Source organism: Turicibacter sp. H121 (genome assembly GCF_001543345.1).
Taxonomy (GTDB): domain Bacteria; phylum Bacillota_I; class Bacilli_A; order MOL361; family Turicibacteraceae; genus Turicibacter; species Turicibacter bilis.
In genome coordinates this window covers 465,794-479,495 of record NZ_CP013476.1, presented here as the reverse complement: position 1 = coordinate 479,495, position 13,702 = coordinate 465,794, and the positions used below count along the sequence as shown (strand labels likewise).

Below are 13,702 nucleotides of genomic sequence, written 5' to 3'. Positions count from 1 at the left end.
ATGTATGTATATATAGGTGCGGAGATTGTTGCTTTTCGTGATATAATGAAGAAAAGTGTGAGTTAAAGGAGTGAAAATTTTGGACAAGAAGGTAAAGCAGTTATTTGAATATCTATTAGCACTCCGCCATTTAACAAGTCAACCGATTCGTGAGTTGAAGCAGTATGAAAAGTCTTGGATGCTAGATGAGTTGCCACTTGGGGATGGATGTTTTTTAGGAGGAGATGGTGTTGATGCAGACGCTTATCTTGAGGTGCACCAACAAGTCTTTAAAAATGATTATCCAATGTTTGATCATAAATTAGGGAGAATTTTTGAATTATTACAATTTGACTATACTAAGGATGGAAGTGTGATTTGCTCGGGTGTTGAATTAGAAGAAATTATGAATCAAAACTGGGAACAGCTTCAAAAAAAGGTGAGTCATGTTCATCAGGGGAAGATCGAGTTAACCCAATGGGAAAGATTTTTAATCCAACATTCTGAGATGTTTATTGAGGTTAATGAAGCGCTCGACAAAATGAAAGATTTACCCCTTCATATGAAGTATTGTTTAAAGATGTATGAGACGTGGATTGAAGAGTGGAAAGAATGGGCTCTTAATCAAAAGCGTAAACGCCAGATTCAAAAAATGTATGATTACTTTTTCCAACTGAGACAGATGATGAAATCAGAAGAGCAATCTCTTGAAATTATGATGGGAATTGGTGTGTTATCTTATCAATTAAAATATCCGATTCATCACCCGATGCTCGTTATGAAATTGGAGTTAGATTTTGATGCCGAAAGAGGTGTGGCGAAGTTATTGCCGAGCACGAGAGGATATCAATTAGATTTAGAAGTTTTAGCCGGTGTTGAGTTTGCGAATCAGCAGGAAATCATGCAACTGAAGGAAGCTGTGTGTGGATCGATGATCTCTCCGTTTGATATTGAGGAGTCGGAGGCAATTTTACGTCAATTGATTCATTATATGCATCCAAATGGATTGTATTTAGGAAAAGATGAGGTAGAACCTGTTAGTAAGTTTCCAATGGTTAAGCAACAGAGTGTGATTTTCATTCGAAAGCGTTCAGAAGCCTTATTAAAAGAGGATTTACAGTCGACGATTGAGTATCTTGAAGAGGGTGGAAGAATTCCAAAAACGATTCAAGCAATTATTGATGTAGATGGATTGAAGCAATCACAGGATGAATTAAAGGATTGGGCAGGCATTGGAGAACAATTATTATTTCCACTTCCTGCGAATGAAGAGCAAAAGGATATTGCTAGACGTTTAGCAAATAATGTTGCTGTAACAGTACAAGGTCCTCCAGGAACAGGGAAAAGTCATACGATTGTTAATTTGATTGCTCATTTATTAGCGCATGGAAAGCGCGTATTAGTGACAAGTGAGAAAGATAAGGCGTTACGTGTGTTAATTGATAAGTTACCGGAAGAAATTCAATCGCTGTGTGTGTCGTTTTTAGGTGGAGATCGTCAATCACTTGCGCAGATTGAGCAATCAATTCGAATGATTTCTGAAGGATTAGCGACCTATGATACAAAGCTTTTAGATAAAGAGATTCAAGTGTTGAGTCGCCAGTTAGATATGGTACGACGCCAGATGAGTATTACAAAGAATAATATTGTTCGTTTCAAGGAATTAGATTCAAAAGGTCAAGTTTGGAAGGATAAGATTTGTCAACCTTATGAGATGGCACAATTAGTGGCAGAACAGGTGGACCGATTTGGCTGGGTTAAGGATAAAGTCTCAATGGATGCAGTGTCTCCACTAACTGAAGATCAGTTTGTGACGTTGTGGGAGTTAAAAGGGATGCTTCCTGCACAGCATAAAGATTTAGCTCAATTAAAGTTACCAGCGTTAAGTCGTTTAATGAGCGTTGAGGAGTATCGCAAGTTATTAAGTGAAGAGCAGTGTTACTCGACGCGAATTCAAGAGCTTAAGTTGATGCCAAAGCTATACGAGTTTGAAGAGAATCGTACGTTTATTGATGAACTTGGACGTCAACTAGAACCATTATGTCAAAAGCTTGAGAAGCTACAAGATCCACTGGAACAACGGATACTTGAGGAATGCTTGTTAAATGAAGAACGATCATTGATTTGGGAGACTGTCTTTAATCGTCTAAAAGATATCATTATGAAAGTCAATGAAATAGAAGTATTGATTGTTAATGATGTGGTTGAGTGTGATTACTATGATCATCCAAAGTATGAATGTATCATTACTTCTTTGAAAGAACGTCTTCAAGCGGGTAAAGGGATTGGAGGACTTTATTTAACATTTAATTCTGATATTCGTGCCTTTTATGAAAATACGCGTATTAATGGTCAAAAACTTTCAACGTTAGATGATTTAAATCGCATTGAATCCCAAAGACAAAAGCTCGAATTGTTAGCTAAGTTTGCAAAGATTTGGAATAAGAATATGGCACCTAATGGTGGTGAGTTTATTGATGGTAATGAAAGTCAGGTATTGTTTGCTCATAATCAAAAGATGAAGCAATTTAGTATTATTATGGAATGCCTTGAAGAAATTCAGCAATTAAATGACTTTTTATCACCAATTGTTCAAGGGTATAAAAAAATTGGTTATGAAAATTTATCTGATTTAAAGGCGTTATCTTATTCGATTGAATTGACGCAAAATAAAATAAGACAAAAAGGGTGGCAAGAGGTTTATCAAGTTCTTTTAAGTAAATATAAGCCACTACTTATCGGTGAACAACTCCATTCAGTTGGTCAGGAGCTTTATAATGCTTTAGTGAATAAAGATTTAGAGTTATTTGCTGAAATATTAGGAAAAATCCAGTCATTAAATCAGATTAAAGAGCAATATCAAGTCTTTTATGGATTGCTTCATGAACTAAAGGTGGCGATGCCGTTATTTGCGAATGAGTTAGTGAATACAATTGGTATGGTGGAGCCGATGCCTGGAAGTTTGGCTGAGATTTTTGATTATGCGAAGTTAACGACTTTTTTAGATTCACTTGAAGATTGGAAAAATGGTGAGCTTGAATTAAAAATGCAGATGCTTGAAAAAGAAGAAATCTCATTGATTAAGCAATTAATTTTTAAAATGACGTGGAAGAATCAGTTAGATCGTGTGACGCCTGAAGAGGACCGTGCGCTTCAAACATGGATGCAGAAGATGAATCGAATTGGAAAAGGAACGGGACGACAGGCCCAGAAGTTTAGACGTGAGGCTCGTGTTGAGATGGAGAAGTGCCAAAGTGCCATTCCAGTTTGGATTATGCCGGTCAAAGAGGCCATTGAGAATTTTAAGGTGAATCCTGATTTATTTGATGTGGTTATTATTGATGAAAGTAGCCAGTGTAATGTGTTAAGTTTACCGATTTTAATGCGTGGAAAAAAGGTGGTTATTGTTGGAGATGATCAGCAGATTAGTCCAATGATGCCGGGGATTTCTGAGGCGTCAGTTAAAGATTTGATGAGTCGATATTTGTATAATATTGAAAATGGGAATTCATATGATTTCCAAACGTCTCTTTATGATATTGCTTGCCGCGTCTTTTCAAGTAAAGGAAAGCTCATGTTAAAGGAACATTTCCGTTGTGTACCTGAAATTATCGGATTCTCAAATGAGTTAGCTTATCATAATGAGATGATTCCGCTTAAATTACCCGTTTTATCTGAACAGTTTAATCCTGCTGTGATGGCAATTTATGTTGAAGATGGTGCTAGGGATGAGAAGAAGACGAATTTAAATGAGGCGAAGCGAATTGTTTCTGATATTAAAGCTTGTATTGAAAATCCGATATATGATGGAAAAAGCATGGGTGTGATTTCTTTACTTGGTGCTGAGCAAGCGAAGTTAATTCAGAAACTCTTATTAGATGCGATTGGCGAGAAGGTCATGGTTGAGCGTCAGATTATTTGTGGTGATGCTTATTCGTTCCAAGGAGATGAGCGTGATGTGATGTTCTTATCTTTAGTTATCGCACCTAATATGCGTTACAATGCATTGAATAAGAAGATGTACACACAACGTTTTAATGTTGCTGCTAGTCGCGCGAAGTGTCAGATGCGTCTATATCATTCGGTTACTATTAGCCAGTTATCAGCGGAAGATTTACGTTATGAATTATTAGCTTATTGTCAAAATCCAAAACCGATGTATGAGTTAGTAAGTCATGAGTGTGAAACGTTGCTAGAACGTGATGTGATGAAAGCTATTGAAGCTCGTGGTTATGTTGTGAAGTCCAAGGTGTCCATTGGAAAGTATCAAATGGATTTAGTGGTTGAAGGAGAGCGTCAACGTTTAGCAATTGAGTGTGACGGCGATACGTTCTATGGGGTTGAAAAGATTGAACAAGATCTTGAGCGTCAAGGCGTGCTTGAACGTGCTGGATGGTATTTTATTCATATTCGTGGAAGTATCTTTTATCGAAATCAAGAACTTGCACTTCAACCTGTTTTTGAAAAACTTAAAGAGCTTGGAATTGAAGGTAAAAAAAATCTATCGTAAGATAGATTTTTTTTGTATAAAGCGATGATTTTTGCTCATAGTATAAAAAGAGAAAAATTTCGGCAAAAAGTTTGAATAATGCGTTGACATAATTCGACAGGCGTGATATTATATATGTGTACAAAGCGGAACGAAATAAAAGGCCCGTTGGTGAAGCGGTTTAACACACATGCCTTTCACGCATGCATACACGGGTTCGAATCCCGTACGGGTCACCATTAAAAGAAAAGCAAAAATGAGCGTTTATAACACGCTGAAAGTGAAAAGAACAATGAAATAACTGAAGGTTATGAATTGTTATTGAACTTTACAAGTGTTATGCGAGTATTGCTAGACAATACAATATTAGCCGGAATAGCTCAATTGGTAGAGCAACTGACTTGTAATCAGTAGGTTGCGGGTTCAAGTCCTGTTTCCGGCACCATAAAATATGGAGGATTAGCTCAGCTGGGAGAGCATCTGCCTTACAAGCAGAGGGTCGGCGGTTCGAGCCCGTCATCCTCCACCATAACAAGAAAAGCATAAGCGAGCGTTTATAACACGCTGAAAGTGAAAAGAATGATAAAATAACTAAAAGTTATGAATCATTATTGAACTTTACAAGTGTTATGCGAGTGTTGCTAGACAATAAGAAAAAATGGGCTATAGCCAAGCGGTAAGGCAACGGACTTTGACTCCGTCATGCGCTGGTTCGAATCCAGCTAGCCCAGCCAATTAAATTGTGTCCTGCTAGCTCAGTTGGTAGAGCATCTGACTTTTAATCAGAGGGTCAGAGGTTCGAGTCCTCTGCAGGACACCATTTTTTTTATTTTATACTTGTTTTTTAGTGAAAAGATGATATAATAAAAAAGTAATCAAATTGCGGGTGTGGCGGAATTGGCAGACGCGCTAGATTTAGGCTCTAGTACCTTTGGTGTGCAGGTTCAACTCCTGTCACCCGCACCATTTAATATCATGAAGGACATCCTCACTGGGATGTCTTTTTTGTTGTTTTTTAATTAGATATAGTTGCCTAAAAGAACGTTTTTATATTAGTATCCATTTTTTTTATGCGTAATTTTTCATTTACTTTAATATAATAGAATATAAAATCATAAAGAAAGTTGTGAAAGAATGGATAGGCGCTTAGAAGAGAAGAGAGAACGAATAGCTTTGAAAATTTCTTTAGGAGCAGGGGTTTTATTTGTACTAGCGGAGCTTCTGATGGCTATTCTGTCAAAGTCGCAAGCTGTTTTAATGGATTCGATTTATGATGCGTCAGAGTTGATAATGCTTTTATTTTCATTAAAGCTTGTTCCACTGCTTTATAAGCCAGTCAGTGAAAAACAACCTTATGGTTATTCGCAAGTTGAATCGTTGTTTATTGCGATTAAAGGGTTTGTATTAGCTTCTGTGACAGTGGCACTTGTCGTAAACAATGTACAGTTGATGTTTCATGGGGGACGTGATATTCAGTTTAAGCAAATTGCTTATTTTGAGTTGTTTGCAACAGGTTTGAGTGTGATTGTAATCTTAATATTGAGGCGCTTAAATCGAGATTCAAATTCCCCTATTTTGAAAACAGAAATGATGGAGTGGTCCATTGATGCGATTGCAAGTTTTGGGATGTCAGTTGCTTTTTTGGTTCCTACATTTGTTAGTCATCCTTGGTTCGATGCTTTGTTGCCTTATTTAGATCAAATCATTGCGATTTTTTTGTCGTGTTTTATTTTACCGTTACCAATTCGTGCCGTTTTAACAGCGATGAGAGATATTTTTTTAATGGCTCCTGAAGAGGAAACAATGGTATTAATTAAAGACAAATGTGAACCCATTCTGAAGTCGTATCATTTGCATGAAACAACGTATGATGTAGTGCGCACAGGCAGAAAGATTTGGATTTCTATTTATGTACTTCCTAATGATGATTATGTATCGGTTAGGTTGTATTCTAAAGTTCAGGATTTATTAGAAGAGGCATTAAAAAATGATTTTTCTGATTTTTATATCGAATTATTACCTGATATTTTATAAGGGACTAGTTGCTAGTCTCTTTTATATATATTTAACAATCACTTACTATGCCTGTGGTTTAGGAAGCTGTTAGTATGCTATTAAAAATAAAAATCCTTCTAAGATGACAAGATAAGGCCGGTTTTTCGCCTATCCAGTTTAATAAAGGATATAAATAGTTTGGCACATACGATATGAAATGATTAATTATTATACTGTATCTATGCTCATATATTAGTTAGTAGGATGTGTTAAGGGGGGATAGGGATGAAAAGGAAAATTCGAGTACTATCGATTGATGGAGGTGGAATACGCGGAATTATTCCAGCTAAAATCATGATAAAGATAGAAGAGTTATTGCAAGAGTATAGTCAAAATCCCAATACAAGAATTAGTGATTATTTTGATTTGATTGCTGGAACGAGTACAGGAAGTATCTTAGCAGGCTTGTATCTTTGTCCAGATGGTTTTGGGAGTACTCATTCAAAATATAGTGCTAAAGAGGTATTAGATTTATACTTAGCTCATGGAGGTGAAATGTTTGAACGCTCATGGAAAACGCAACTGATAGATTATTTTGGATTAACGAGTCCTTTATATAAGGCTGAAAAGCTTGAAAAGATGTTAGCTGATTATTTTGGTGACTTACGGTTAGAAGATTTGGTGAAACCCTGTTTGTTTCCAGCGTATGATGTGGAACATGGGGAAGCCATTTTTTTTAATCAGATGAATGCTTATCGAGAGGTTGATAAAAATTTTTTAGTTCGAGAGGTGATTCGGGCTTCAACAGCAGCTCCTACCTATTTTCCGGTTGCTAAGTTAAATAATCAGTCTAAAGAAGAGTCATACTCCTTAATTGATGGAGGAATGTTTGCGAATAATCCTGCGTTATGCGCTTATGTTGAAGCTTGTAAGTTTCCTTTTCAACCGTCGCCAGATGATATTATGATTTTGTCATTAGGGACAGGTTCTAAAGGTAAAACGTATCCGTATGAATCATCTAAAAGATGGGGAAAAGTGAGATGGGTGGTCCCTGTCATTGATATTTATGGTTCAGCAGGTTCTCAAACCGTTGATCATCAATTAAAAGTCCTGTATCGGTGTCAGCATATTCGGGATCAATATTTTAGAATTGAACCAGATTTAAGTCAATTTGATGTCAGTCCTCTTATGGATAATGTCAGTACAAAAAATATAAAAGCATTGGAAGCAGTTGGTGAAAAAATGGTAGAAGAACATTGGGATAAAATAAAAGCTTTTACTCGTAAATTGTATATTAGTCAAATTGGATGTCAGCCAGATGAGTTTTATCGCATGAAATAATCGGATATTTTTTTGAGAAAGATAGTGTTTGGAGGATGAGTCATTCTATCGGATTTATAAAGAGGGTTAATTGATACAGCAGTAAATGATCTAGTTAAGATTTATTTGAATGAGCATCAATTAGCTAAGATTTCAATCAATATTTTTAATAATTTTATTGAGTGAGGTTGTTAAAACTGAAAACTTTCTTTTTGTGTTTTTAGGATTGGCAGAGTGGAATGTTTAACTATATGAAATGAAGGTATTAAGGGAGGAATGTATGGATTTCTTCGTGTTTTATTATGAGATTTAGAGGTTGATGAAGATGGGGATTTTAGTAACATTAAAAATACCTCATCAGAAAGTTTTGTTAGAAGTTAGAACAATTAAAGTTTGTTGTTACTGTTCACGAATAACAGAAAAAGAGAAAGCCAAAACTTTCTCTTTTTTTATGTTATTCATCTTCAAATAAAATCATTTGACGTATTTTTTTAGTAAAGGAGGAGAATAATACAGATGAATTTTGAAAAAATAGATATAGATTAGTAAATTTTAAAAGTTGAACTAATTGATGATTATTCATGTCTATTGACCTCCTCATATGAATTGAATTACTGTCTTCATAATTATTATGAACGGAAAATGTCAAAGTATATTGAAAGATTAATGTTAGATATATGAAATAATGCATAAAAAAACTGTTTCATCATGAAACAGTTTTTAGAATTGCTTAGCTAAATAAGGCTTGGATTCCAGTTAAGAATACGATAGCAATAGCGACAGGTGCAACAAATTTTGTCACTGTGATGTAAGCCATTGTATTTTTAATTGATTTTGATCCTTGTTGTAATTCATCTTTAATGTCAGATTTTTTCATGATAAATCCTAAGAAAATCATGATTAATAATCCACCAATTGGAAGTAATACGTTAGCTGATAATAAATCCATCCAATCAAATAATGTATGCCTATTGAAGACTAAAGCTGAATCCGATGTTTGTGATAAAGCACAGAATGTTGAGATTACAATAACTGCTAATGTTGTTAATCCCATTGCTTTACGACGGTTAACTTTTAATTCTTCCGTAACATAAGCGATGATAACTTCGAAGATTGAGACAACTGAAGTTAAAGCTGCAATAAATAATAATAAGAAGAATAACGCACCGAAGATAACTCCACCAGGCATTTGTAAGAAGACATTTGGTAAAGTAATGAAGACTAAACCAGGTCCGGCTGTTGGATCAATACCAAATGCGAATACAGCTGGGAAGATGGCTAGTCCAGCAAGTAAAGCAATCATTGTATCTGCTGCTGCAATTGAGAAAGTTACGGATGTTAAGTTTTCTTTTTTACTAATGTAAGAACCGTATGTTAACATCGTCCCCATTCCAACACTTAGTGAGAAGAATGAGTGTCCTAAAGCATCTAAAATAGCCTTTATTGATAATTCACTAAAATCTGGTTTTAATAAGAACTGAATTCCTTCACCTGCTCCCGGTAATGTGATAGCACGAATAACTAATAAAACGATAATTCCAACAAGTCCAGGCATTAATATTTTAGTGTATTTCTCAATTCCATCTTTGATTCCACCAAATAAAATAGCAAGTGATAAGATAATGAAAATCACTGTATAAATGATTGGTGTTGAACTTGATGAGAAGTTATTAAAAGTGTCAGTAATTTGTGCTGCTGACATTCCAGCAAATGAATTAGTAATGGTTAAAATGAAATAATGGATGGTATATCCTGCAATGACTGTATAGAAACCTAAAATCATGAAGGCACTAATAATTCCCATCCATCCAATTGCTGACCATTTCGTGTTGGGTGCAATCTTTTTAAATGAACGAACCGCATTGGCCTGACCGCGGCGTCCAATAATGAACTCGGCCAATAAAACTGGAATCCCTACTGCTAAAATTGAAATTAAATAAACTAAAATAAAGGCTGATCCACCGTTTTCTCCTACGATGTACGGGAACTTCCAAATGTTTCCTAGACCAACTGCTGAACCTGCAGCAGCTGCGATTAGTCCAAAACGTGAACTAAATCCGTCACGTTTCGCAGTTGTTGCTTGTTGACTCATATTCAATTCCTCCTACTGTTCTACCAAGCATTTAACTTTTTTGTTAAATGTTTCTACCTATACTTCTTTTATAACTTTCTAAACCTACCTACCTACAAAACGTTCAAATAAGGTCTAACTTATAAAAGTGACTTTATTTTAACATGCAATTTTTGATTTGAAAAGTAAAATGATTATAGAAATAAAAAAAGTCAAATTTTAAGTAAAAAAATCGTTTTGTATCAATTTTATCTTCATGAAAGGAGAATATTTTGTATCAATAAAGGGGAAAATACATGAGGTAAACTATATAGTTGCCACAAATGGAGGTTGTATTATGTCAATCAAATGCGGTGCACATAATTGTGTACATAATGATAATAATGGAAATTGCTATGCTGGAGTTGTCAATGTTCGAGGAACACATGCATTAACAACAGATGAAACATTATGTAAAAGCTTTGCTGATCAAGATTTAAAAGCAGACGCCGAATTTGCGACAGAATTTAATGCTGCACCTAAGAAAGCAGGTGTTAATAATATTAAATGTAGTGCCTGTCATTGTAAACATAATGATCATCAAAAATGTTATGCTGAAGACGTTCAAATTAATCATGTGACAGCTAGCTGCGAAACATTTGAACAACATTAAAAAGAGGGCTTCTATAGAGAAGCCTTTTTTCTTTAAGGGAAGTTCTAAATGATAGAGGAATCTTCATATACTGTCATACATATGTTAGGGGAGCGAATTAGATGGAGATGTTGAAGATTGGAGTAGATTTACGTGCTGTATTTCAGATGAATGAAGTGTGTGAGGGAACTTATGTAAAGGGAGTTTTATTTTCTTTTTTACAACAATTAATGAAATTCAATCATCAAATTATTGAAATCTTCATTTTTTCAGCCGATAATCCATCTATTTCCCCAATGGTTTTTGAAAGCTTATCTGTTCACCAATTAAATATTGATAAAGTTATTTTTACAGGAGGGGAGTCATTAATTTCTTATTTACAAGCATTAGAAGTGGAAGTGTATTTCTCTGCTGATGAGTTCATGGTTGCAAAAGCGCAAGCAGTGGGAATTTTAGCAGGTGTAATCTCGAATAAAATTCCGATTTCAACCTTAAGTATTGCCTTTGATCATCGTTTGTTTTTAGATCAGGTCACTTATAGTGGTCTTGGCAAGTGGATTCCACTATTAGGTTATATTCAACAACAAGATAAACAATCTTTATCGATTGAACTGATGACGACTCGTTCATATAGTGTCGATCGTTGGATAAAGGAGTTGTTTAAAGACGCTCAATGTAAGATTAATGCAGTTTGTTTTATTGCCTCCGGAAAGGGCGCTGATTTAATGGAGTTATATAACGTTCATATTTATTTTGAAGGAGAGCAGCGGGAACCACTATCACCTCTCCCAAACTCTGAATGTATTTTAAATATTGATTTTTGAAGCAAGTATGCTTTAGAAGGTGGCATATCATTTTTGGAACAGACGATTAGAAAGCATAGATGAGGCGGGACATTATCATGAGTCACTTGATGAACATTATTTAATATTGATGGCGTTATCAAGTAACTTAATTTATGAATTTATATGGGAGCTTTTAGAGATAGTTTTTTTAGTATTTAAGGTTAATTTTTGGTTGCTTTGTCTATTTAATACGATTAACGTTCATTGTTGATTAATTTCAAAGAAAGGTGTTTAACATTAATTATATTGTTTTAGAAGGGGATTTTAGAGTAAACAACAGCTTTTTTATATTAGACATCAGTTGACTTATATTGATAAAATGGGAAAAAATATATATAATGAGTGTATAAAGTTATCCACATATAATGTTAAATATGAGTGTAAGAGGTGAGTAAAGGTGGCATATGATTTAAGCGATAAGTTAGTGGTGGCAATTTCAAGTCGTGCTTTATTTGATCTTGAACATGAAAATCAAATTTTTGAGAACAATGGAATTGAAGCATATACACATTATCAAATTGAGCATGAGAATACTGTCTTACCAAAGGGGACAGCTTTTCCGTTAATTGAAGCTTTACTAAGCTTAAATGAGAAGTTTGAAGAGCCAATTGTTGAGGTGATTATTTTATCAAGTAATAGTCCAGAGACAGGATTGCGTGTTTTTAATAGTATCTCAGAATATGGATTAGATATTGTCCGAGCAGCCTTTACGGGTGGGGAGGCTAAACACCCTTATTTAGAGGCATTTAATATTGATCTATTTCTATCTCGTAATGAAAAAGAAGTTCAAGATGCGATTGATCAAGGGGTTGCAGCTGCTCTAGTTTATGATGCACCTCGTGATTATCATCCAAACCAAAAAGAAATCCGTATTGCTTTTGATGCAGATGCGGTTGTGTTCTCTGATGAATCTGAATTAATTTATAAACAAGAAGGATTAGAAGCTTTCTATGAAAACGAAAATGCAAATGCTGAAAATGCAATGAATGAAGGTCCATTTGCGAAATTATTGAAGACACTTTCTAAAATTAAAGAAAAAGATGATTCACTACTAAAAATTGCGATTGTGACGGCGAGAAATTCACCGGCTCATAAACGTGTTATTTTAACGTTACGCAAATGGGGATGTAAAATAGATGAGATGTTCTTCTTAGGGGGCGTTGCCAAGGATAAAGTTTTAAAAGCCTTTAATGCACATATTTTCTTTGATGACCAAGATTATCATGTAGGTCCTGCTTCACAATTGATTCCCTCAGGCCGCGTTCCTTATAAATCAGATTCCAAATTACATCAATTTCAACAACATCAAGTTGAGCAACAACCGGAGTATCATGAAAATCACGAACATTATGAACATCATGGCGAACAATCCTAGTAGTAATTTCATCAAGAAGGAAGTGAATTAAAATGGAGAAAGTTTGTCAAAGTTGTGGTTTACCATTAAATGAACGTATTTTAGGGAACGAAAATAATGGAACCTTCTCTCAAGAATATTGTTATTTATGTTATCGTAATGGGAAATTTATTCTTCCCAATTTAACAATTGATGAAATGAAACAACAAATTTCAAAAATAGTGAATCAATCGCCAGGGAATAAATTTCAAAAGTGGTTAACAAAACAGGTACTTTGTTTACAATTAAAAACATTAAAACGTTGGAAATAGTTAAAAGGTTAAAATCTATTCTGGATTTTAACCTTTTTTGAATAAAAAAAAGTGAACTGTCAACTTATTTTTCGTGTTAATTTTATATTTTTTCAGGACACAACTCTTTAAAAATGGAAAAAATTAGTTTATAATGTTTTGTAATTAGTACTAATCAATAGGAGTTTTTATCTTAATTCAAGGAAGAGTAAGTCGTTGGGTTATCAGATTAGATTTATGTGAGTGAATCAAGAAGTCAACTAAGAATGGAGAGTGAATGGAGAAGGGGAGTGAGGCTATGAAAAAAGTTTGTCAGAAATGTTTACATGAGTTAGAGGTCAAGACGACATCAATACAGTCTGGATTTGGAAACTTAAAGTTACATATTGAGGGAATTACTGTTTATGTTTGTCCTTGCTGTGGTGATACAACGCTGGAGTCGACTGATGTACTCGTTCTTCAAAAGCTAAGTGAAACGCTTAGTGAATCTGGAGCGAACAAACGGACACAATCATTAGTGACAAAAGAAGACGAGCGTGAGATTTTAACGCTTTCGGAAGTGGCTTCGTTATTAAGAGTTAGTCATCAAACCATTTATAATATGATTAAAGATGGCCGTTTAAAAGGCCATAAAGTCGGCCGTGAATGGCGATTTATCAAAAAAGATATTGATGCCTATATTTTATCAGAACAAAAGCAATCATTTGATGATTTATTAAAGGTATAAT

General features: G+C 34.8%; 9 protein-coding genes and 6 tRNA genes. 14 read left to right on the top strand and 1 reads right to left on the bottom strand.

Features of this window, described 5'->3' with window-relative positions:
* Positions 1 to 79 precede the first annotated feature (79 nt).
* The 9 genes from AT726_RS02165 (at position 80) to AT726_RS02125 (ending at position 7,804) form a co-directional block, all read left to right on the top strand.
* Entirely contained in the window at positions 80 to 4,489 is a 4,410-nt protein-coding gene (locus AT726_RS02165) for an AAA domain-containing protein (RefSeq protein WP_068758930.1), read from the top strand.
* Between the two features lie 141 nt (positions 4,490 to 4,630).
* Positions 4,631 to 4,707: transfer RNA gene (locus AT726_RS02160), tRNA-Glu, on the top strand.
* 130 nt (positions 4,708 to 4,837) lie between these two features.
* A tRNA-Thr gene (locus AT726_RS02155) sits at positions 4,838 to 4,913 on the top strand.
* A gap of 8 nt (positions 4,914 to 4,921) precedes the next feature.
* Positions 4,922 to 4,997 (top strand) — tRNA-Val (locus tag AT726_RS02150).
* A 130-nt stretch (positions 4,998 to 5,127) separates the two neighbouring features.
* Positions 5,128 to 5,202, top strand: a tRNA-Gln gene (locus AT726_RS02145).
* Between the two features lie 10 nt (positions 5,203 to 5,212).
* A tRNA-Lys gene (locus tag AT726_RS02140) sits at positions 5,213 to 5,288 on the top strand.
* A 62-nt stretch (positions 5,289 to 5,350) separates the two neighbouring features.
* Positions 5,351 to 5,434, top strand: a tRNA-Leu gene (locus AT726_RS02135).
* A gap of 168 nt (positions 5,435 to 5,602) precedes the next feature.
* A complete protein-coding gene (locus AT726_RS02130; protein WP_068758929.1) occupies positions 5,603 to 6,502 on the top strand; it encodes a cation diffusion facilitator family transporter in 900 nt (299 codons plus the stop codon).
* Positions 6,503 to 6,748: 246 nt separating this feature from the next.
* Positions 6,749 to 7,804 carry a patatin-like phospholipase family protein gene (locus AT726_RS02125; RefSeq protein WP_055305860.1) on the top strand — a complete coding sequence of 352 codons (1,056 nt, stop codon included), beginning with the start codon at positions 6,749 to 6,751 and terminating at the stop codon, positions 7,802 to 7,804.
* A gap of 709 nt (positions 7,805 to 8,513) precedes the next feature.
* Here the strand turns inward: AT726_RS02125 and AT726_RS02120 are convergent.
* Complete coding sequence (locus AT726_RS02120; protein WP_068758928.1) at positions 8,514 to 9,875, bottom strand: sodium-dependent transporter; 1,362 nt, start codon at positions 9,873 to 9,875, stop codon at positions 8,514 to 8,516.
* 316 nt (positions 9,876 to 10,191) lie between these two features.
* On the opposite strand from AT726_RS02120, the gene AT726_RS02115 reads away from it, so the two are divergent.
* From AT726_RS02115 to AT726_RS02095, 5 genes are all read left to right on the top strand, one after another.
* Positions 10,192 to 10,506: a DUF1540 domain-containing protein gene (locus AT726_RS02115; RefSeq protein ID WP_055245049.1), complete on the top strand. Its 315-nt coding sequence runs from the start codon at positions 10,192 to 10,194 to the stop codon at positions 10,504 to 10,506.
* A gap of 101 nt (positions 10,507 to 10,607) precedes the next feature.
* On the top strand, positions 10,608 to 11,309 hold the full coding sequence (locus AT726_RS02110; protein WP_068758927.1) for a 5'-nucleotidase: 702 nt from the start codon (positions 10,608 to 10,610) through the stop codon (positions 11,307 to 11,309).
* A gap of 418 nt (positions 11,310 to 11,727) precedes the next feature.
* Positions 11,728 to 12,705 carry a 5'-nucleotidase gene (locus AT726_RS02105; protein ID WP_068758926.1) on the top strand — a complete coding sequence of 326 codons (978 nt, stop codon included), beginning with the start codon at positions 11,728 to 11,730 and terminating at the stop codon, positions 12,703 to 12,705.
* Between the two features lie 32 nt (positions 12,706 to 12,737).
* On the top strand, positions 12,738 to 12,995 hold the full coding sequence (locus tag AT726_RS02100; protein ID WP_068758925.1) for a zinc ribbon domain-containing protein: 258 nt from the start codon (positions 12,738 to 12,740) through the stop codon (positions 12,993 to 12,995).
* A gap of 277 nt (positions 12,996 to 13,272) precedes the next feature.
* Positions 13,273 to 13,701 (top strand): helix-turn-helix domain-containing protein, encoded by a 429-nt coding sequence (locus AT726_RS02095; RefSeq protein WP_068759752.1) that lies wholly within the window; start codon positions 13,273 to 13,275, stop codon positions 13,699 to 13,701.
* Position 13,702 lies beyond the last annotated feature (1 nt).

Bases quoted from the DNA above. Each gene is read 5' to 3' on its own strand.
- AT726_RS02130 (WP_068758929.1), top strand. From the start codon at position 5,603: ATGGATAGGCGCTTAGAAGAGAAGAGAGAACGAATAGCTTTGAAAATT.
- AT726_RS02125 (WP_055305860.1), top strand. From the start codon at position 6,749: ATGAAAAGGAAAATTCGAGTACTATCGATTGATGGAGGTGGAATACGC.
- AT726_RS02120 (WP_068758928.1), bottom strand. From the start codon at position 9,875: ATGAGTCAACAAGCAACAACTGCGAAACGTGACGGATTTAGTTCACGT.
- AT726_RS02115 (WP_055245049.1), top strand. From the start codon at position 10,192: ATGTCAATCAAATGCGGTGCACATAATTGTGTACATAATGATAATAAT.
- AT726_RS02110 (WP_068758927.1), top strand. From the start codon at position 10,608: ATGGAGATGTTGAAGATTGGAGTAGATTTACGTGCTGTATTTCAGATG.
- AT726_RS02100 (WP_068758925.1), top strand. From the start codon at position 12,738: ATGGAGAAAGTTTGTCAAAGTTGTGGTTTACCATTAAATGAACGTATT.
- AT726_RS02095 (WP_068759752.1), top strand. From the start codon at position 13,273: ATGAAAAAAGTTTGTCAGAAATGTTTACATGAGTTAGAGGTCAAGACG.